Origin of the sequence: Microbacterium sp. NPDC089696 (genome assembly GCF_044749125.1) — a bacterium.
In the GTDB taxonomy this organism is placed as follows: Bacteria; Actinomycetota; Actinomycetes; order Actinomycetales; family Microbacteriaceae; genus Microbacterium.
This window is the reverse complement of record NZ_JBIVHF010000002.1, coordinates 851,812-872,175: the sequence shown is the minus strand read 5'-3', so window position 1 is coordinate 872,175 and position 20,364 is coordinate 851,812. Positions and strand designations below refer to the sequence as shown.

The window sequence follows — 20,364 nt, the reverse complement described above, 5'->3', positions numbered from 1 at the left end:
CGGGTTCGGACTTCCCAGCCGTGCTCATCGGAAGTCGAGATGGGTTCCAATCTCACCGTCACCGCCACCACGAAGGCCCCGACTCCCGTTGATATGACTGGGATGCGGGGCCTTCGTCGTATCTGGACCACGGCTCGCGGTACACGGCGACAACGGTATGCCGGGCGAGGGTGCCGTCCGCGATGACCACTCATGTTGCGTCGCTAGATCAGCCGGCCGCAGACTGCTTCCTCGCCGGTGCAACCCGTCGACCGCTTACTTGTCGACGAGCGTGATCTCGAACGAGTAGAGGTCGGGTGCATAGGCGTGGTGGCCGTACTCGACAGCTCGTCCCGAATTGTCGAATGCTGTGCGCGACATCGTCAGCAGAGCGGCGTGCTTGGGGAGGCTGAGCAGCTCGCTCTCCCGCGCAGTCGCGGCGCGGGCACCGATGCGCTGCTTCGCGACGCGCATCGTCACGCCTCGCATGCGCATGAGCTGGTACAGGCCCTGCTTCTCGAAGTCCTCGACGGTGAGGTCGGTGAACTCTGCGGGCAGGGTGTTCTCCAGAATCGAGAGTGGGACGCCATCGGCGAGACGCAGGCGGACGAGGTTGAGGACGGGCTCACCGACCGGCACGCCGAGGATCTCCGCGATAGCCGCGTCCGCCGCCCCGACCTCGAGAGAGATGACCTTCGTAGTCGGTTTCTGGCCGGTTCGCGCCAAGTCCTCGTACAGGCTGGTGAGTTCGACGCTGCGGGTGACCTGTCCGTGCAGCACCTGGGTCCCGATGCCGCGCCGGCGGACGACGAGGCCCTTCTCCACGAGTTGCTGGATGGCGTTCCGCACGGTCGGCCGGGAGAATCCGAAACGCTGCGCGAGGGACACCTCGTTTTCGAGACGTGCGCCGGGTGGGAGGTCGTTCTCCCGAATGGCCCGCTCGAGCCGCTGCGAGATCTGGAAGTAGAGCGGTACCGGACTCGAACGGTCGAGATCGACGAAGAAATCGTTCGGGAGGAGGTTGTCGTCCTGCGCCATGGTGCTCCAAACGCCATAGATCGTCACATTGTTCTGACAATCCTACACGGCGGGCGCTTTGTCTTCTATTGTTTGTTGTAAGTTTGGGCTAACCTTGGTATGTCAGAACATAAAGACAAGGAAGTTGACTGATGACTCATACCGTCGCCGCCTCGGACACGAGCACCCTTCGGGAAGCCTCCGAGCGATTCTCCACAGTGCTGTGGAACGACTCCGCCGACCCGATGCAACTAGCACGGTCGATCGATGAGTTCGGAGCCGTCGGTGCCACGTGCAACCCCGTCATCGCACTCGACGCGGTGACGCGCAATCTAGACGTCTGGGCGCCGCGCATCGCCGAGATCGCGAAGGAGCGCCCGACAGCCTCGGAGTCTGAGATCGGGTGGGCCGTCGTGGAGGAGCTCTCCGTGCAAGCGGCCGCCCTGCTCGAGCCGGCGTTCCGCGCATCCGGCGGTCGCAACGGACGCCTGTCGGTACAGACCGATCCGAGGCTGCACCGCGATGCCGATGCCCTCGTCGCGCAGGCGGTCCGCTTCAGCGAGCTGGCAGAGAACATCATCGTCAAAATCCCCGCGACGTCGGTGGGCATCGTCGCGATCGAGGAGGCCACCTACCGCGGCGTCAGCATCAACGTGACCGTGTCGTTCACCGTCGCGCAGGCCGTCGAGTCGGCCAAGGCGATCGAGCGCGGTCTGGATCGGCGCGACGCTGAGGGACTGCCGTCGTGGGAGTTCGGATCCGTCGTCACTCTCATGGGCGGGCGCCTTGACGACTGGCTGAAGGCGTCCGCGGCGAAGGGGCGCGTGCTCATCGAGCCGGGATACTTCGAGTGGGCCGGTGTCGCCGCACTCAAGAAGGCGCACCGCATCTTCACAGAACGGGGGTACCGCTCGCGGGTTCTGTCCGCCGCCTTCCGCAACCACCTGCAGTGGTCCGAGCTGCAGGGCGGCGATCTCGTGGTCTCCCCGCCCTTCGACTGGCAGCTACGCATCGACGAGAACCGCATCCCGGCTGAAGACCGCATCGATGTGCCGGTCGACCCGCACATCATCGACGTTCTGCTCGCGCGGGTCCCGGAGTTCTCACGTGCGTACGACGAAGACGGTCTGACGATCGCCGAGTTCGACACCTTCGGTGCCACCGTGCGCACACTGCGTCAGTTCCTCGAAGCCGATGAGAAGCTCGACCAGGTCGTGCGCGACGTCCTCGTGCCGGCAGTCTGAGAATGGCCGTGGAGTCTTCGGGTCCTCGGGCCGGTGGGGATCTGGCGTTCAGGTCGAGGCGCTGGGTCAAGCCTGAGGATCTCAACGCGCACGGGACCCTGTTCGGCGGCAGCCTGTTGCGGTGGATCGACGAGGAGGCCGCGATCTACGCGATCCTCCAGCTCGGCAACCCGCGGGCCGTGACCAAGTTCATGTCGGAGATCGAGTTCGTCAGCTCGGCGCGCCAGGGCGACCTCATTGAGCTCGGCATCCTGGCGACGGGCTTCGGCCGCACCTCGCTCACGATGCGCGCCGAGGTTCGGAACATGGTCACGCGTCGACGGATCCTCGCCATCGAGCGCATCGTCTTTGTGGGGGTCGACGGTCGGGGCGCGCCTCTTCCACACGGGTACACCGAGATCACCTACAACCGCGACCGATTGCCGGAATCGCCTGGGGTGTGATCGCGAAGCGGTCGGATGCGGGGAGCCGACGAAGAGGGGCGCGGAAGGGCCCCGCACCGGGATGGTGCGGGGCCCTTCTGTGTCGCTCTCGGGTCAGCTACTCTGCAGCGAAGCCTGGAGCGCCGCGTCGGCCTCCTTCAGGACGCCGGCCGCGACCTGGAGCCCCTCGATGCGGCCGAGCTCCACATCCTCGTGCTCGATGTTGACGTAGATGTCCGGATCGACCTCGTGCAGAGCGCGCAGGAACTCCGTCCAGAACGCGACGTCGTGGCCCTTGCCGAGCGCCACAAAGTCCCATGCGGACTCCTTCGGCCACTCGTTCGCCCACTCATCGCCTCCGAGATTCGTCCGCGGCTCGTCGGCGCGGAGGCGACGGAAGCTGTTGTCGAGGACGCCGTTCAGCGCCGCGACCTCGGTGTTGACGCGCACGTCCTTCGCTGCGGCCTGGAAGACCAATGGGCCGAGATGGCGGACGACGGCCACCGGTTCCATCTGCTGCCAGAAGAGGTGGGAGGCGTCGAGCTCCACGCCGACGTGGGTCGCCTTCGTCAGGTCGATGAGCTTGTGCACGTCCGCAGAGTTGAAGACGATGTTCTGCGGGTGCAGCTCGAGTGCCACCTTGACGTCGTGATCGGCAGCGAAACGGTCCATCTCGCGCCAGAAGGTCGCCGCGACGTCCCACTGGTAGTCGAGGACGTCGAGAGCCGCGGAGTTCCACGCGTTGACGATCCAGTTCGGCCGCGTCGCACCGCGCTCACCGCCGGGCAGCCCCGACATCGTTACCAGCCGATGCTGGCCGATGCGCTCGGCGAAGCGGATCGAACGGCGCAGGTCCTCGGCGTGCGCGTCGCCGATGGCCGGGTTCGGGTGAAGGGGATTGCCGTTCGCATTAAGACCGGCAGGTGCGACTCCCGTGCCCTCGAAGATCCCGAGGAAGTCGTCGCGTGCCGCGTCGCTGACGAGGATGTCGTCGAATGTCGGGATGTGGGTGGAGGGCAGGAAGCCTCCGGTGTTGAGCTCGATGCCGGTGAGGCCGAGGTCGGCGATGACGGACAGCGCCTCAGGGAGGCTGCGGTCGTGGAGGATCGCGTTGTAGACGCCGAGACGCATAATCAGGAACCAACTTTCACGGTGATGCCGCTCTGGGCGGCGGACTGGGCGACGGCGTCGAGGATGAGCATGTTGTGAACACCCTCGTCGAACGTCGCGTTTCGGGGGAGGGATTCCTCCTCGGGGATACCGGCGACCTCTTCGAGGAACGCGCGAGCCTGAAAGAGGAAGCCCTCGTTCTGGCCGAACCCGACTCCGGAGACGTCGATCGGCATGCCTCCGGCGATGTACGGATGCGGGTTGCCGAGGGCGACGGTGCGATAGCCCCGTTGCTCGACGGGCCCTTCGGACAGGTACAACTGGATCTCCGACGGGCGTGCCTGGTCCCAGCGGGCCGCTCCCTTGGACCCGAAGACCTCGATGGTGAGGCCGTTGGCGTGGCCTGCAGCGACGCGCGAGACCTCCACTGTGCCTGCTGCGCCACTCTCGAAACCGATGTTGAATGTTGCGTAGTCGTCGTTTTCGACGTCGTCGAGCTCGTCGGACACCGCCAGGTTGCCGTGCCCCGCGACCGCGCCCAGCGGCTTGGGCCGCTGTGGGATGACGGTGCTGAACCGCCCTCCGCCGACCTCCGCCACGGGGCCGCCGAAGAACTCGGCGAGGTAGGAGACATGGCTGCCGACGTCGGCGAGCGCGCCGGAGCCGGCAGGCCCCTTGAAGCGCCAACTGATCCCGACCTTCGAGTCTGCGGCGTAGTCAGTCCAGTAGCGGGAGCTGAAGTGCAGCACGTCACCGAGCGCGCCGTCGTCGAGGAGGCGGCGGATGTACGCAAGACCGGGAGCGCGGCGGAAGGTGAGGCCGATCCGCGCGAGCGACGAGGCGTCGTCCGCGGCACCCGCCATCGCTCGAGCGTCGGCGATCGAGTCGGACAGTGGCTTCTCGCACAGCACATGCTTCCCTGCGGCGAGCAGTCCCTCGACGATCTCGCGGTGCAAGTGGTTGGCCACGACCACGGACACAACGTCGATGTCGTCGGCGGCCGCGACGGCCTGCCAGGAGGTGTCGTGGCGCTGATAGCCGAAGCGTCGGGCGCTCGCCTCCGCGAGTGGCTCGTAAGCATCGGCGATCGAGACGAGACGGACGTTCGGGAGTGTGCTCTGGTAGATCGAGGGTGCGTTGCGGTAGGCGGCTGCATGGGCTTTGCCGGCCATGCCGGCCCCGATCACTGCGACGCCGATGTCGGTCGTGCTCAACTGATCCTCCGAAGGCCAGGGGCCGCCCTGACGACGGCTCCAGTATGGTGAGAGCGTCCGACAGTGGAGCGCTCCAACGGCGACTCTAATCTTGTGTGTATGTCCTGTCAAATGTTTTCTGAGATCTGCGTCTAAGCGCAGAGAGGAGCGTCGCGATGAGGGAAAGACGCCCGACGATCTATGACGTCGCGCAGCGCGCAGGCGTATCGAAATCCTTGGTGTCACTGGTCCTCCAAGGGTCTCCCCGGGTCAGTGACGCGTCGCGGGCGGCGATCGAGACGGCAATCGCGGAGCTGGACTATCGGCCGAGCAGCGCCGCGGCGCAACTTGCGGCGGGCGCGACGAGACTCGTCGGCGTGCTCATCGACGACTACACGAACCTCTGGTTCGTCGACCTCGTGCGCGGGCTCCAGGACGTTCTCGCACCCGAGGGCTATCGGCTGACCGTGATCGACGTCGCCACCGCGCGTGGTGACCACCCCGTCGACGAGCTGCTGTCGATGCGCGTCGACGGACTCGTCGTCGCGATGGATGTGCCGGACGCGCTCCGGGATGTCGTGGCGACGCCGATGGTGATCGCCGGCACGCGCGAACAGATCCCTCGACACGCGGGCTCCGTGGCCAACGACGATGAGGCGGGGGCGCGCCTCGCGGCCGCGCATCTGCTCGATCTCGGTCACCGGAGCATCGGTCATGTGTCCGCCGCGGGCGGAGCAGCCCTGGCACGTCGGGCCGGGTTCCGCGACGCGCTCCGCGATGCCGAGATCACCGAGGTCCCCGAGATCGCCGCGGGGACCGGGAGTGAGGGTGACGGCTATGAGGCTGCGCTCGCGCTGCTCCGTGCCGAACCGGGGCTCACTGCGATCTTCGCCGCCAACGACCTCGTCGCGCTCGGTGTCCTGGGTGCGGCTCGCACTCTGGGCCGCGACGTGCCAGCAGACCTCTCGGTGATCGGCTACGACGACACCCCTGTCGCTGCGACGCACCTGATCGACCTGACTACGATCGACGACTCGAGCGCGGCCGTCGGCCGGGCTGCGGGCCGACTCCTCCTGCGCGCGATGAGCGGTCAGGCCGATGCCGAGCATGTCTCGATCGAGCCGACGCTGGTCGTGCGAGGGACCACCGCACCGTCTGAGGTGCGGTGATCGCTCCTCAGAGAGCGACGACGCAGCGCTCCCTGTCGCTCTGCCGTGCCGCTTCCAGTACGCGGGATACGGCCGCGCCCTCCCGCGCGGGGACGGGGCCCGCCGATCCGGTGCGCACGGCCTCGGCGAACTTCTCGTAGAACAGGGCGTAGTCGCCCCGACCGGACGGCACGGTTCGCGAGCCCTGGGGCGTGTGGAGCACGCCCCAGCGTGCACGCTCCTCCACGCCCCAGTCCGATCGGTCCGCGCCGGGGCGCTCGCCGCGGGTGATCGCCTCGAACTGCACGTCCGTGAAGTCGGACCAGTAGCTCCCGCTCGTGCCGAGCACCCTGAGTTCGCGGGAGGTGAGCCCGTGGATTTTCGAGGAGGAGATGTGCGAGTGCGCACCGCTCTCATGATCGAGACGCAACGCGAAGGCGACGTCCGTGCGTCCCTCGGGGTCGTCGACCGTGTCGATGCGGGCAGTCACGGACACCGCTGGGCCGAGAAGATGCAGGGCCTGGTCGACGACGTGGCTGCCGAGATCTCGGAGGAGTCCACCACCGGGGCCGCGCTCCAGGGTGGACGGGTCGTCCTGGTCGAGGCGCAGGTCGAGACGCTGGATCAGCCCCAGGGTCCCGGACTCGATCACCTGTCGCGCGGTGACGATGTCGGTGTCTAGCCGGCGGTTGTGGAAGACGTTCAAGAGGACGCCGGCGTGGTCGGCTGCGGCGACGAGCTCTTGCGCGGCGCGGTGGTCCGGCGCGAACGGTTTGTCTGCGACGACATGCACTCCCGCGGCGATTGCCTCGAGGACGAGGGCCTGCCTCGTCTCGGGTGGGGTCGTCACCACGACGGCATCGACACCGAGCGCGATGAGGTCGGCGAGCGAGTCGACGAGCGGGACCCCCGGTGCATCGCTGACCGCTTGTTCGCGCCGGGACGGCGACGTCGTGACGATGCCGGCGAGGTCGACGCCTCGCGCTGCGAGGAGGTATGGGGCGTGGAAGAGGCGTCCGCCCACCCCATAGCCGACGAGTCCGATTCTGGTCATGATCTGGTCCAATCTGTGTGCGCCGTTGCGTAGTCCGAACCGACTCGAACAGATGACGGTAACGATAAGGTAACAGTCAGGTGAAACGGTTGTCGGTATGTTCGGACATACTTCAGTATGAACCACAGATCAAAGCAGATCTGCCGCCTGATCCGCGGCTCGACAATGAAGGGAGTCGCGCGGATGTTCTCCACGTTGCTCAAGTCCTCCGGTGCTCGCCCGACGCGCCGTATCCTGATCTCCGCTCTTGCCACCGTCTCCGTCGCCGCGATCGCTCTCTCGGGGTGCACGAGTACCCCCGCAGCGTCCTCTGGTGATGGCGGCGAGTCGACTGCCGCCGGTGGAGACGGCATCGAGATCGTCGTCATGGGCGGCGCGACTGACGACCCGTTCTGGTCCACCGTGAAGCGCGGTGGTGAAGCGGCAGGTGAATTCGTGAGCGCCGCCGGCGGCAAGGTCACTTTCCTCGCGATGCCGAACTACGACAACTTCAACGCGGATGCCGCCAAGCTCGTCGCGAACATCGACGCACTGGACCCCGACGCCGCCGTCATCCCGGACTGGGCCCCTGAGGCGCAGAACGAGGCGATCAAGGCCCTCACCGACCGAGGTATCCCGGTTTTCCTCTACAACACTGGCGTCGACGAGGTCGAGAAGGTTGGGGCGGAGGGCTACATCGGCTCCGACGACTACGCCTCCGGCAACCTCGCCGGTGAGACCTTCGCGGACGCAGGTGCCAAGCATGCCGTGTGCGTCAACACGCTCCCGGGAACGACCAACGCCGACGCCCGCTGCAAAGGTGTCAAGGACGGCGCGGAAGGCAAGGGGATCAGCTACACCGAACTCGCCCTCCCGACATCGCAGTTCGGAGATCCGACCGCGGTCGCACAGGCCATCAAGGGTGCGCTGATCCAGGACCCTACGATCGACGGGATCTTCACGCCCGGCCAGTCCGACACCAACGCGGCCGCGAGCGGCATCGACCAGGCCGGCCTCACAGGCAAGGTGTTCCTTGGCGGACAGAACTTCGACAAGGAGTCGCTGGACCGGATCCAGAAGGGCACGCAGCTGTTCGCGATCGATCAGCAGGGCTTCTCGCAGGGGTACTACGCCGTGTCAGCGGCCTTCCAGCTCGCCGCCTACGGTATCCAGCTCTCGCAGACCACGCTGTTGACCGGCCCTGCCGTCATCGACGCCGACAACGTCGAGTCCGCGCTCAGCGGGACAGAGCTCGGCGTGCGCTGAGTCTCCCCAGGGGCGGCCTTCTCAGAGGGCCGCCCCTCCCGACTCTCATCATCAACGGAGAAACATCATGACCACGCACACCCCCCGCGACACGGCGCCGGCGAAGAGCTCGCCCGCTCCGTTCTCACTCGTCACCACCTCGCTCCCCGCGTTCACGAAGAAGCGCTCTGTGGGCGACCTCTTCCGTCGGCCGGAGACGGGGGCCTTGTTCGGAACCGTCCTGGTCTTCGTGTTCTTCGCGGTCTTCGGCGGACAGCAGTTCGTCTCCTCCGGCGGCGTGGCTAGTTGGCTGAACATCGCGGCGGAGCTCGCCATCATCGCCCTGCCCGTCGCGCTCCTCATGATCGCCGGCGAGTTCGACCTCTCCGTCGGCTCGGTTGTCGCCAGCAGCTCGGTCGTCCTCGCGGTCGTCTCCGGCACGTGGGGACTTCCGATGATCGTCGGAGTGATCGCCGCGCTGGCACTCGGAGTCGTCACCGGTCTGATCAACGGGCTCATGGTGTCCCGCACGAACGTCCCGTCCTTCATCGTCACGCTGGCGATGCAGTTCGCACTGGCCGGCCTCACGCTCGGTCTCGCCCGCGTCCTCACCGGGAGCACCAGCATTCCGATCCCCGCAGACCCGTTCTTCAAGGCGATCTTCGGCACCCTGATCAACGGCCAATTCGAGGTCGCGATCTTCTGGGCGATCGGCATCGCCGTCGTGATCGCGTGGATCCTCCAGATGACCAAGTACGGCAACTGGATCTTCGCGATCGGCGGAGACGCCGTCAGCGCCCGGGCCTCAGGCATCCCCGTCGCGGGCACGAAGATCGCCCTCTTCGTCTCCACGGGGCTCGGTGCCTCGCTCGTCGGCATCATCCAGACGCTGCTCTACAACGGAGCGCAGACGGGCACCGGACAGTCGTTCGTGTTCAACTCGATCATCGCGGTCGTCGTCGGCGGCGTGCTCCTGACGGGCGGCTACGGCTCGGTCGTCGGCGTGATGCTCGGCTGCCTCACCTTCGCGATCGTCAACCAGGGCATCTACTACACGGGCTGGAACTCCGACTGGGCGGCGCTCATCCTCGGCATCCTGCTCCTGGCCGCGGTGCTCATGAACAACACGTTCCGCAAGCTGGCGCTGAGTTCCGGCGTCGCCAAGAACCGAAAGGCGGCCTGACATGACCACGCCCCTGCTCACGCTCGAGAACGTCTCCAAGTCGTTCGCCGGCAACAACGCCCTCACCGACATCTCGCTCGAGGTCAACGCCGGAGAGGTCCTGTGCCTCCTCGGGGACAACGGCGCGGGCAAGTCGACCCTCATCAAAGTCCTCTCCGGCGTGCACAAGCCGACCTCCGGTTCGCTCACGGTCAACGGTGAGACGGTGGTGTTCGACAGCCCGAAGGCCGCTGGCGACGTCGGCATCGCGACTGTCCATCAGTACGGCGGAACCTTCCCGCTCATGTCTGTGGCTCGGAACTTCTTCGTCGGACAGGAGCCGACGAAGGGTGTCTGGCCGTTCCGCTACTTCGACCAGAAGACCGCGGGTGACATCACGGTGCGTGAGATGCAGAAGCTCGGAATCACCCGCGTGACCGACGGTTCCCGGCTGGCCGGCGCGCTGTCCGGTGGCGAGCGCCAGTCGCTCGCCATCGCCCGCGCGGTGTACTTCGGCGCCAAAGTGCTCATCCTCGACGAGCCGACCTCGGCGCTGGGCGTCAAGCAGGCGACCCACGTGCTGCGGCTGATCATGCAGGCCCGAGCTCAGGGGATCGCAGTGATCTTCGTCACGCATAATGTCACGCACGCGATGGCGGTCGGCGATCAATTCGCTGTGCTGATCCACGGGCGCAAGGCCGACGGATTCCGCAAGGGCGAGCGCACCCGCGAACAGATCACCGACCTCATGGCCGGTGGCGAGGCAATGGCCGAGCTGGAAGCCGACCTCGCGAAGCTCACTGGCACGATCAAGGTGCCCTGACCTTCGCCCGCAAGACCGCACGCCCGGGGAGCGACACCGATCCGCGAACCGGGCGTGCATCTTCGACAATCTTCATGTATGTTTGACTTAACAAAGTCCGATACATGCCTACAGAAAGAAGGGCACACGATGGCAACGGAGCCCCGCCCCCGGTACGACCTGGTCACCATCGGCCGCATCGGCATCGACATCTACCCGCTGCAGGACGGCGTCGGACTCGAAGACGTCGAGACGTTCGGCAAGTACCTCGGCGGCAGCGCGACCAACGTCGCGATCGCCGGCGCAAAGCATGGCCTCGTCAGCGCGGTGATCACCGCCACGGGGAACGACCCGTTCGGCCGATACGCCCACCGCGAGCTTCAGCGTCTCGGAGTGGACGACCGCTTCGTCGCCACCAAGGCCCAGAGTAAGACTCCGGTGACCTTCTGCGAGATCTTCCCGCCGGACGACTTTCCCCTGTACTTCTACCGCGATCCGATCGCGCCCGATCTCCAACTGACGAACCACGACCTCGACCTCGACGCCATCCACCGCGCGCGGATTTACTGGTCCACAGTCACCGGTCTGTCGCAGCAGCCGTCTCGCGCGACGCACTACGCGGCGTGGCAGGCGCGTGAGCGACAGCCCCTCACCATCCTCGATCTGGACTACCGGCCGATGTTCTGGTCCTCGCCCGAGGCGGCCAGCCGCGAGGTGGGGAAAGCCCTCGAACACGTCACAGTCGCGGTCGGCAATCGGGAGGAGTGCGAGATCGCGGTCGGAGAGACCCACCCGCACCGCGCCGCGGACGCGCTTCTCGAACGAGGTGTCGAACTCGCCGTGGTGAAGCAGGGCCCGCGCGGGGTCCTCGCGAAGACTCGGGAGGAGACCGTCGAGGTCGAGCCGTACGTCGTCGACGTGATCAACGGACTCGGGGCCGGAGACGGCTTCGGGGGGGCGCTCAGCTACGGACTCCTGCAGGACTGGAGTCTCAAGCGCGCCATCCAGTTCGCGAACGTCGCCGGCGCCATCGTCGCGACCCGTCGCGAGTGCTCCACCGCCATGCCGAGCACCGGCGAGGTGGAGACCATCCTCCAGGAGGCCTACGGTGTCAACGCCTGACGTCCGCACACTCGCTCCGGTTCTGACCGAAGAAGCGTTCGCCCGCCTGCGCTCGCTGCGCCACTCCGACCCGGCATCCGTTCACCGCATCCTCGAGTCGCGCACGCGCAGGCCCCTGGTGCAGGGCGACGGCCGGCTGTTCATCGTCGCGGCAGACCATCCTGCCCGAGGTGCTCTGGGCGTCGGCAGCGACCCCATGGCCATGGCGAACCGCTACGAGCTCCTCCAGAGGATGGCGCTCGCGCTCTCCCGCCCCGGGGTGGACGGTGTGCTCGGCACGCCCGACATCATCGAGGACCTCGCACTCCTCGGAGCCCTCGAAGGCAAGATCGCGGTCGGCTCCATGAACCGCGGCGGTCTGCGTGGTGCGGTATTCGAGATGGATGACCGGTACACCGGGTACGACGTGGACGCGCTGGCGGCCTCCCGCCTCGACGCGGCGAAACTGCTCGTACGGATCAACCTGAAGGATGCGGGCACCGTCCGCACCCTCGAGGAGACCGCACGCGCCGTCACCGATGCCGCGCGCGCCAGGGTGCCTATCATGCTGGAGCCCTTCATGAGCGAGTGGCGCGACGGCCGAGTCGTGAACGACCTCAGCACCGAGGCGGTCGTTACCTCGGTCGCCATCGCCGCAGGCCTCGGCGCGAGCAGCGCCTACTCCTGGCTGAAACTCCCCGTGGTCGCCGAGATGGAGCGAGTGATGGAGGCGGCGACGCTTCCCACGCTGCTGCTGGGCGGCGACTCCGGCGAATCGCCCGACGAGACGTTCGCCTCCTGGGACAACGCTCTGCGGCTCCCCGGCGTCCACGGCCTCGTCGTGGGTCGCACACTCCTCTACCCACCGGACGGCGACGTGGTGGCAGCGGTCGACACCGCCGCACGCCTCGTCCACGCCGGACTCTGATCACCACGCACGTTAGGAAGAACATGAGCACCACCCCCGTGATCCCGCACTGGATCGACGGCGCCGAGAGCCCGTCGAACAGCGGACGCACCGCCCCCGTCTTCAACCCCGCGACCGGCGCCGTCTCGGCTCACGTCGCCCTCGCCGACCAGGCGGAGATCAACTCGGCCATCGCGTCGGCCGACCGTGGCTTCCAGGTGTGGAAGGGCTACTCGGTCGCGAAGCGCCAGAGCGTGCTGTTCGCGTTCCGGGAACTGCTGAACTCACGCAAGACCGAGCTGGCGCAGATCGTCACGGCCGAGCACGGCAAGGTCGTCTCTGACGCCATGGGCGAGATCCTGCGCGGCCAGGAGGTCGTGGAGCTCGCCACCGGGTTCCCGCACCTCGTCAAGGGCGCGTTCAGCGAGAACGCCTCGACGGGCATCGACGTGTACTCCCTCAAGCAGCCCCTCGGCGTCGTCGGCGTGATCTCGCCGTTCAACTTCCCCGTCATGGTGCCGCTGTGGTTCGTGCCGATCGCGATCGCCGCCGGCAACGCCGTCGTGCTCAAGCCCAGCGAGAAGGACCCGTCGGCCGCTCTCTGGCTCGCGCAGATCTGGAAGGAGGCCGGTCTTCCGGACGGCGTCTTCACCGTGCTCCAGGGCGACAAGCTGGCCGTCGACGGTCTGCTCGAGTCGCCCGTCGTGCAGTCGATCTCGTTCGTCGGATCCACGCCGATCGCGCAGTACATCTACGAGACCGCATCCAAGAACGGCAAGCGCGTCCAGGCGCTCGGCGGCGCGAAGAACCACATGCTCGTCCTCCCGGACGCGGACCTCGACCTCGTCGCCGACCAGGCGATCAACGCCGGCTACGGCGCGGCCGGCGAGCGCTGCATGGCGATCTCGGTCGTGCTGGCCGTCGAGCCCGTCGCGGACGAGCTGATCGGCAAGATCACCGACCGCATCGCGAAGCTGAAGATCGGCAACGGCGCGGGCAAGGACGGCGTCGAGCCCGACATGGGCCCGCTGATCAGCGAGATCCACCGCGACAAGGTGTCGTCCTACGTCGACATTGCGGAAGCGGACGGCGCGAAGATCGTCGTCGACGGACGCGGGTTCACGGTCGACGGTCACGAGGACGGATTCTTCTTCGGCCCGACGCTGATCGATGACATCCCCACGACGTCTCGTGCCTACACCGAGGAGATCTTCGGCCCGGTGCTGTCGGTCGTCCGCGTCGCCTCGTACGAGGAAGGGCTGAATCTCATCAACTCGGGCGAGTTCGGCAACGGCACCGCGATCTTCACGAACGACGGCGGGGCGGCCCGTCGCTTCCAGAGCGAGGTTGAGGTCGGCATGATCGGTATCAACGTGCCGATCCCCGTCCCCGTCGCCTACCACTCCTTCGGCGGGTGGAAGAAGTCCTTGTTCGGCGACGCCAAGGCGTACGGTGTGCACGGGTTCGACTTCTTCACGCGCGAGAAGGCCGTCACCAGCCGCTGGCTCGACCCCGCCACCCACGGCGGTATCAACCTGGGCTTCCCCCAGAACGACTGACGGACAAGACCGAGGGCCGCCCCGCCAGGGAAGGGGCGGCCCTCACCCTCCGAGCGCACGAGAGACTCCGAGAGCACCATAATGAGCACCATCGAAGACCGCTGGTTCCATCGCCGAGGCGCGCTGGCCCGAGAAGGCTGGGAGAGCGTCGTCGATTCGTCCCTGCCTGGATGGGAGCACACCGGCATCCGCGTCGCCTCGCTCGCCGACGGTGACGCCGTCGAACTTGCCGGGCCCGGAGTGGAGCGGATCATCGTCCCGCTGGCGGGAACGTTCGACGTGACGCATGCTGACCATCCAGGCGCGGGCGAGACGAGGCTGCACGGCCGTGCCTCGGTGTTTGACGGACCGACGGACGTGCTCTATCTGCCGTCTGGAGCGACAGCGGTCATCCGCGGTGCAGGCCGGGTCGCGGTCGCCGAAGCGCCGACCGCGGACCGGCGCGAGTGGGCGTACATCCCCGTTGCCGAGACTCCCGTCGAATTGCGTGGCGCGGGGAGATCGAGTCGTCAGGTTCACAACTTCGGCACACCTCAGGCGCTCGATGCCGCTCGACTGATCGTGTGCGAGGTCATCACACCTGCCGAGAACTGGTCGTCGTACCCGCCGCACAAGCACGACGAGTATCACCCAGGCCACGAGTCGCGCCTCGAGGAGATCTACTACTTCGAGTCGGCGCCGTCTCGGGTCGGCGGGAACGCGGATGCCGGGGATGGTGCCTTCGGCATGTTCAGCACGTACTCCTCGCCTGCGGGAGAGATCGACATCAACGCGATGGTCGGCACGGGCGACATCGCCCTCGTGCCGTTCGGTTACCACGGACCCGCCGTCGCGGCCCCGGGCTACGACCTCTACTATCTGAACGTCATGGCCGGGCCCGACCCCGAACGGACCTGGCTGATCAGCGACGATCCGGCGCACGCCTGGGTCCGCGACACTTGGGAGGGGCAGCAATTCGACTCCCGTCTCCCGTACACGAACGACACGGCTTCTATTACCGACGAAGAAGGGCAGCGCTGATGGCACGCACGAAGACGATGACGGTCAGCCAGGCGCTGGTCGAGTTCCTCGCCCACCAGTGGACGGTCGACGGGGAGATCCGCGAGCGCACCGTCGCCGGGATGTTCGGCATCTTCGGCCACGGCAACGTGGCCGGCATCGGACAGGCGCTCAAGCAGGCCAACGTCGAGCAGCCCGACCTCATGCCTTACTACCAGGCCCGCAACGAGCAGGCGATGGTCCACCAGTCCGTTGGTTACGCTCGCATGCACCGTCGCCGGGGGACGCTCGCTTCGGCGGCATCTGTGGGCCCAGGAGCGGCCAACATGCTCACTGCCGCGGCCCTCGCGACCTCGAACCGTCTTCCCGCGTTGCTCCTGCCCAGCGACACCTTCGCGACCCGCGTCGCCGACCCGGTGCTGCAGCAGCTCGAGCACCCGCACGATCCCGGCATCCAGGTCACCGACGCCTTCCGCCCGCTCTCGGTGTTCTTCGATCGGGTGCAGCGTCCCGAGCAGCTCTACTCCGTCGCGCTGGGCGCGATGCGCGCGCTCACCGACCCCGTGCAGACCGGCGCGGTGACCATCGCGTTGCCGGAGGACGTGCAGGCCGAGCGCATCGACGTGCCGCTCGAGTTCCTGCAGGACCGCGAGTGGCACGTGCGCCGCCCGCTGCCCGAGCGCGCGGCGCTCGCTCGCGCGGTCGCCGCGATCCGCGGTGCGAAGCGACCCGTCATCGTCGCCGGGGGTGGCGTGCTCTACTCCTCAGCCGAGGAGCACCTGCGTACGCTCGTCGAGGCCACCGGCATCCCCGTCGGCACCTCGCAGGCCGGGGGTGGAGTGCTCACTTGGGACCACCCGCAGAACCTCGGCGGTGTCGGTGCGACCGGCACGCTCGCGGCCAACCGCATCGCCGCCGAGGCGGACGTCGTGATCGGCATCGGCACCCGCTACAGCGACTTCACGACGGCGTCGCGTACGGCGTTCCAGGACCCGGACGTCGTCTTCGTGAACATCAACATCGCCTCCTTTGACGCGTACAAGCACGGCTCGCAGTTGCCGGTGATCGCGGATGCGCGCGAAGCGCTCGCGGAGCTGGCGATCGAGCTCGAGGGCTGGGAGATCTCCGCCGAGTATGCCGAGCGCATCGCCCGCGAGAAGGCGGCGTGGGATGCGAGCGTCGACGAGGTGTTCGCGCCGTCGGGTCTCGCGCTCCCCGGGCAGCCCGAGATCATCGGCGCGGTGCAGTCGGCCTCGGCGCCTGAGGACGTCGTCATCCAGGCGGCCGGATCCCTGCCCGGTGACCTGCACAAGCTGTGGCGTGTCCGCGATCCCCTCGGATATCACGTCGAGTACGCGTTCTCGTGCATGGGCTACGAGATCGCCGGTGGCATCGGTGCCAAGCGCGGCCTCGTCGCGGACGGCGACGACCGCGACGTGATCGTGATGGTGGGGGACGGCTCCTACCTCATGCTCAACACCGAGCTCGTGACCGCGGTCGCCGAGGGCATCAAGGTGATCTTCGTGCTCATCCAGAACCACGGCTACGCGTCGATCGGGCATCTCTCCGAGACGGTCGGATCCGAGCGCTTCGGGACCTGGTACCGCGAGTACGACCCGCAGGCTCGGAACTTCCAGGGCGAGCAGGTGCTGCCGGTCGACCTCGCCGCCAACGCCCGCAGCTACGGCCTCGACGTGATCGAGATCGAACCCGCTGCGTCGGCCATCGACGAGCTCTCGGCCGCGATCACGACCGCGAAGGCGTCGAGCACCTCGACCTTCATCCACATCAACAGCGACCCGCTGATCTACGCGCCCGACGGCGACGGCTGGTGGGACGTGCCGGTGCCCGAGGTCTCGACCCTCGAGAGCACGCAGCAGGCCCGCACCGAATACCTCGAGCAGCAGGCGCACCAGCGTCCGCTCCTCGGCTGACCCCCCTCTCATTCCCTGGAGAACCGAACTCATGACCACTGACATCCGCATCGGCGTCGTCGGCGCCGGGCTCATGGGCGCCGACCACATCGCGCGCATCACCCACCGCATCTCGGGGGCCGTCGTCTCAGCGATCGTCGAGCCCGATGCAGGTCGTGCCGCTGCTGCCGCCGCGAACGCCCCGGGAGCGGCGACGTTCGCGAGCGTGGAGGAGGCCATCGACGCGGACGCTCTCGACGCGGTGCTCATCGCGACTCCCGGTCAGTTCCACAAGCCGGTGCTGATCCCGGCGCTCGCGGCGGGACTGCCGATCCTCTGCGAGAAGCCGCTCACGCCTGACTCGGCGACGTCGCGGGAGATCCTCGAGGCCGAGCAGAGGCTCGACCGCCCGCACATCCAGCTCGGCTTCATGCGTCGATTCGACGCACAGTACATCGAGCTGCGTGAGCTGATCGCCTCGGGCGATGCCGGTGAGGTGCTAATGATCCGCGGCGTCCACCGAAACCCCTCCGTTCCCGACAGCTACACGCAGAAGATGCTCATCAACGACTCCGTCGTGCACGAGTTCGATGTCGTGCCGTGGCTGGTCGGTTCGCCGGTCAAGACCGTCGAGGTCAAGCACCCCCGTCGCAATCCGCTCTCGCCCGAGCACCTGCGCGAGCCCATCCTCGTGCTCATGGAGCTCGAGAACGGCGTGCTCGTCGACGTAGAGATGAACGTCAGCGTGCAGTTCGGCTACCAGGTCGGCACCGAGGCCGTGTTCTCGAAGGGCATTGCCCGCATCGGCCAGCCCTCGGGTCTCCAGCGATGGGACGAGGGCCGGTTCAGCATCAAGGAACACGAGAGTTTCGCGACTCGTTTCGCTGACGCGTACGACCGACAGATCCAGCGGTGGGTGGATGCCGTGCGGGACGGCCGCCTCGTCGACGGCCCCAACGCCTGGGATGGCTATCTCGTCGCCCTCGCCTGCGAGGCCGGTGTGAAGGCTCTCGACGGTGGCATCATCGACGTCGAGCGCGCCGAGCGCCCCGCTTTCTACGCCTGACCCGAAGGGAACCGACATGGTCCGCATCGCGCTCGATCCGACACCGTACCACCACGACCACGCGCTGCTCGATTTCCCCGACGTCGCCGCGCGACTCGGGTACGAGTATCTGCAGCTCACGCCGCACGCCGACTTCTCACCGTTCTTCCGTCACCCGAAGGCCGACGACGAACTGGCCGCCGCACTCAAGAAGCGCGCAGCGGACGCCGGCGTCACGATCCCGGCCCTGCTGCCCGTGCAGCGGATCTCGTCTCCCGACGACGTGCAGCGGGTCGCCGCGGTGCGCAACATGCGACGCGTCATCGAACTGGCCGTGGCACTGGATGCGCCCGTGCTCAACACCGAGTTCTCGGGGCGTCCCGAGCGCCAGGAAGACAGCGAGGACGCCTTCTACCGGTCGATGGAGGAGCTGCTGCCGATCCTCGAACGCGAGGGCGTGCGCATGAACATCGACCCGCACCCCGACGACTTCGTCGAGGACGGTCTCGAGGCGTGGCGCGTCATCCGCGGCCTCAACTCCCGGTCTGTCGGGTTCGTCTACGTCGCGTCGCACACGTTCCATTACGGCGATCGCGCCGCGACGCTGATTCCCGAGCTCGGCGACCGCCTCGGAGCGGTGTACACGGCGGACACCTTCGACCACCATCGTTCGCACGGGCTGCGCTACATCTCCAACCCGCCGGGGAACGCCGCGCGCGTGCACCAGCACTTGCGCATCGGCGACGGGGATGTGGACTGGTTCGAGTTGTTCTCCGCTCTGCGCGCGACCGGCTACCTTGATCGGCCGGGTGCTCTCCTCGTCTCGAACGTGTTCGCCGAAGACGAGCGGGCGGATGAGGTGTCACGGTTCCAGTTGCAGAAGCTCCGCGAGCTCATCGGCTGACCCCTCACGATCGTGCGAGACACGAGGAAGCCCCGGCAGTGATCTGATCTGCCGGGGCTTCCTCGTCCGTGGCTCAGCGAGCGGACAGGCGCTGGCTCCGGGGGACCGTGCGGATGGCCTGCGTGCGGAAGTCGTTCTCCAGTGTCTCCAGCGAGCGTCCCTTGGTCTCGGGAACGTAGCGGAGGACGAACCAGAGGGAGAACGTGTTGATCGCTGCGAACAGAGAGAACGTCCAGGTGGAGCCGATGAGCTCCACGATCTGCGGGAACACGAACGACACGAGAGCGTTCACCGTCCAGAGCACGAAGATCGACAGGCCCATCGCGAGTCCTCGGATGGCGAGCGGGAAGATCTCACTGAGCACCAGCCAGACCACTGTCCCGATGAATCCTTGTACGAAGGCCACGAACAGCATCATCGCCGCGAGGATCACGTAACTGACGACGTCGGAGTGCGGGGCGAGGAAGACCAGCGCGAGGATGACCTGCGCGCCCACCACGCCGGCGAAGCCGATGGACAGCATCGTGCGTCGACCGAGGTGGCCGATGAGCCAGATCCCCACGATCGTCATGACAACACTGGTGATCCCCACTCCGATGGTCGCGATCAGCGCGGCTTGAGCGCCGAGACCGGTCTGGGTCAGGATGCTCGGGGCGTAGTAGTTCACAGTGTTGATGCCGGTCGCCTGCATGACGGCGGCGAGGCCGCAGCCGATGTAGAGAAGACGTCGCATCCAACGGTTGTCCCGAAGTGACTGCAGGGCGTGTCGCCGCTGCTCGCCCTCAGCGGCGGCGTTCTGCGTGATCTCGGACAGCTCGGCATCGACCTCGGCGGCGGTTCGGCTGCGGCTCAGCACCGCGCGGGCATCCTCGATACGTCCGCGTGCGCCGAACCAGCGCGGAGACTCCGGCAGCACCAGCATCCCGGCCAAGAGAATGATCGCGGGGATCGAGGCGACGGCCAGCATGATGCGCCAGACGTGCGTCTCCGAGATGAGAACGGCGAGCAGAGCGTTCATCGCGAACGCCAAAAGTTGCCCGGTCACGATCATCAGTTCGTTGATCGTGACCATGCGTCCGCGCTTGTCGGCGGGTGCCATCTCGGCCAGGTACAGCGGACATGCGACCGCCGCGGCGCCCACGCCGAAACCGAGGAGGATGCGCGCGAGGACCATGAGCGTCACGGTCGGTGCGACGGCGCAGGCGACGGCGCCGACGAGGAAGATGACGGCGCAGATGAGCAAGCTGCGCTTGCGCCCCAGGGCGTCGGCGATGCGGCCCCCGAGGAGCGCGCCGAAGGCTGCGCCGGGGAACAGCAGCGCGCTGACGACCCACGCTTCTTCGCCCGTGGACATGGCGAGGTCGTCGCGCATGTAGAGCAGCGCGCCGGAGATCACGCCGGTGTCGTACCCGAAGAGCAGACCTCCGAGCGTCGAGATGACCGTGAGTCGTGCAAGGAATCCGCGAGAGCGCGACGATGCCGCGGCGACGGGGGAGGGTCTGGTGATGCGGGCGTTCGACACGAAAGCGCTCCTTTGCGTGCTTCGCCGGCGACCGTGCGTCACGGCGAGTGTGGTGACGG

The 20,364-nt window shown here is 67.1% G+C and carries 18 protein-coding genes; 13 read left to right on the top strand and 5 right to left on the bottom strand.

Annotated features, from left to right (window positions below; translation table 11 throughout):
• Positions 1–255: 255 nt before the first annotated feature.
• Complete coding sequence (locus ACIPY8_RS14625) at positions 256–1,017, bottom strand: GntR family transcriptional regulator (protein WP_400819548.1); 762 nt, start codon at positions 1,015–1,017, stop codon at positions 256–258.
• A gap of 131 nt (positions 1,018–1,148) precedes the next feature.
• Here ACIPY8_RS14625 and ACIPY8_RS14620 point away from each other — a divergent pair, with 131 nt between their 5' ends.
• Together ACIPY8_RS14620 and ACIPY8_RS14615 are read left to right on the top strand one after the other, a co-directional pair.
• Positions 1,149–2,240 carry a transaldolase family protein gene (locus tag ACIPY8_RS14620; RefSeq protein ID WP_400819545.1) on the top strand — a complete coding sequence of 364 codons (1,092 nt, stop codon included), beginning with the start codon at positions 1,149–1,151 and terminating at the stop codon, positions 2,238–2,240.
• An 8-nt stretch (positions 2,241–2,248) separates the two neighbouring features.
• A complete protein-coding gene (locus tag ACIPY8_RS14615; protein ID WP_400819543.1) occupies positions 2,249–2,683 on the top strand; it encodes an acyl-CoA thioesterase in 435 nt (144 codons plus the stop codon).
• A gap of 93 nt (positions 2,684–2,776) precedes the next feature.
• Here ACIPY8_RS14615 and ACIPY8_RS14610 read toward each other — a convergent pair whose 3' ends face one another.
• Both ACIPY8_RS14610 and ACIPY8_RS14605 read right to left on the bottom strand, forming a co-directional pair.
• Positions 2,777–3,793 carry a sugar phosphate isomerase/epimerase family protein gene (locus ACIPY8_RS14610; protein ID WP_400819541.1) on the bottom strand — a complete coding sequence of 339 codons (1,017 nt, stop codon included), beginning with the start codon at positions 3,791–3,793 and terminating at the stop codon, positions 2,777–2,779.
• Positions 3,794–3,795: 2 nt separating this feature from the next.
• The gene (locus tag ACIPY8_RS14605; RefSeq protein ID WP_400819539.1) at positions 3,796–4,986 is read right to left on the bottom strand and encodes a Gfo/Idh/MocA family protein; all 1,191 of its coding nucleotides are present in this window, start codon (positions 4,984–4,986) and stop codon (positions 3,796–3,798) included.
• Positions 4,987–5,141: 155 nt separating this feature from the next.
• Between ACIPY8_RS14605 and ACIPY8_RS14600 the strand changes: the two genes are divergently transcribed.
• Positions 5,142–6,134, top strand: coding sequence for a LacI family DNA-binding transcriptional regulator (locus ACIPY8_RS14600; protein ID WP_400819537.1), 993 nt, complete (start codon positions 5,142–5,144; stop codon positions 6,132–6,134).
• A gap of 7 nt (positions 6,135–6,141) precedes the next feature.
• Here ACIPY8_RS14600 and ACIPY8_RS14595 read toward each other — a convergent pair whose 3' ends face one another.
• Positions 6,142–7,167, bottom strand: a complete 1,026-nt coding sequence (locus ACIPY8_RS14595; RefSeq protein WP_400819534.1) for a Gfo/Idh/MocA family protein — start codon at positions 7,165–7,167, stop codon at positions 6,142–6,144.
• Between the two features lie 183 nt (positions 7,168–7,350).
• Here ACIPY8_RS14595 and ACIPY8_RS14590 point away from each other — a divergent pair, with 183 nt between their 5' ends.
• The 10 genes from ACIPY8_RS14590 (at position 7,351) to ACIPY8_RS14545 (ending at position 18,783) form a co-directional block, all read left to right on the top strand.
• Complete coding sequence (locus tag ACIPY8_RS14590; RefSeq protein ID WP_400819532.1) at positions 7,351–8,412, top strand: substrate-binding domain-containing protein; 1,062 nt, start codon at positions 7,351–7,353, stop codon at positions 8,410–8,412.
• Between the two features lie 67 nt (positions 8,413–8,479).
• A complete protein-coding gene (locus tag ACIPY8_RS14585; RefSeq protein WP_400819531.1) occupies positions 8,480–9,574 on the top strand; it encodes an ABC transporter permease in 1,095 nt (364 codons plus the stop codon).
• A 1-nt stretch (position 9,575) separates the two neighbouring features.
• The gene (locus ACIPY8_RS14580) at positions 9,576–10,376 is read left to right on the top strand and encodes an ATP-binding cassette domain-containing protein (RefSeq protein ID WP_400819528.1); all 801 of its coding nucleotides are present in this window, start codon (positions 9,576–9,578) and stop codon (positions 10,374–10,376) included.
• Between the two features lie 129 nt (positions 10,377–10,505).
• A complete protein-coding gene (iolC, locus tag ACIPY8_RS14575; RefSeq protein ID WP_400819526.1) occupies positions 10,506–11,477 on the top strand; it encodes a 5-dehydro-2-deoxygluconokinase in 972 nt (323 codons plus the stop codon).
• Positions 11,464–12,384 (top strand): class I fructose-bisphosphate aldolase, encoded by a 921-nt coding sequence (locus ACIPY8_RS14570; protein ID WP_400819524.1) that lies wholly within the window; start codon positions 11,464–11,466, stop codon positions 12,382–12,384. The genes iolC and ACIPY8_RS14570 overlap by 14 nt, the downstream gene beginning before the upstream one ends.
• Positions 12,385–12,407: 23 nt before the next feature.
• Positions 12,408–13,922, top strand: a complete 1,515-nt coding sequence (locus ACIPY8_RS14565; RefSeq protein WP_400819522.1) for a CoA-acylating methylmalonate-semialdehyde dehydrogenase — start codon at positions 12,408–12,410, stop codon at positions 13,920–13,922.
• Positions 13,923–14,003: 81 nt separating this feature from the next.
• The gene (gene iolB, locus ACIPY8_RS14560; protein WP_400819519.1) at positions 14,004–14,942 is read left to right on the top strand and encodes a 5-deoxy-glucuronate isomerase; all 939 of its coding nucleotides are present in this window, start codon (positions 14,004–14,006) and stop codon (positions 14,940–14,942) included.
• The gene (gene iolD / locus ACIPY8_RS14555) at positions 14,942–16,855 is read left to right on the top strand and encodes a 3D-(3,5/4)-trihydroxycyclohexane-1,2-dione acylhydrolase (decyclizing) (RefSeq protein WP_400819517.1); all 1,914 of its coding nucleotides are present in this window, start codon (positions 14,942–14,944) and stop codon (positions 16,853–16,855) included. Before iolB ends, iolD begins: the two co-directional genes overlap by 1 nt.
• Before the next feature lie 31 nt (positions 16,856–16,886).
• Positions 16,887–17,900: a Gfo/Idh/MocA family protein gene (locus tag ACIPY8_RS14550; RefSeq protein ID WP_400819515.1), complete on the top strand. Its 1,014-nt coding sequence runs from the start codon at positions 16,887–16,889 to the stop codon at positions 17,898–17,900.
• Between the two features lie 16 nt (positions 17,901–17,916).
• On the top strand, positions 17,917–18,783 hold the full coding sequence (locus ACIPY8_RS14545) for a sugar phosphate isomerase/epimerase family protein (RefSeq protein ID WP_400819512.1): 867 nt from the start codon (positions 17,917–17,919) through the stop codon (positions 18,781–18,783).
• Positions 18,784–18,856: 73 nt separating this feature from the next.
• On the opposite strand, the gene ACIPY8_RS14540 is transcribed toward ACIPY8_RS14545, so the two are convergent.
• Positions 18,857–20,305: a sugar porter family MFS transporter gene (locus ACIPY8_RS14540; protein WP_400819510.1), complete on the bottom strand. Its 1,449-nt coding sequence runs from the start codon at positions 20,303–20,305 to the stop codon at positions 18,857–18,859.
• Between the last annotated feature and the right edge of the window lie 59 nt (positions 20,306–20,364).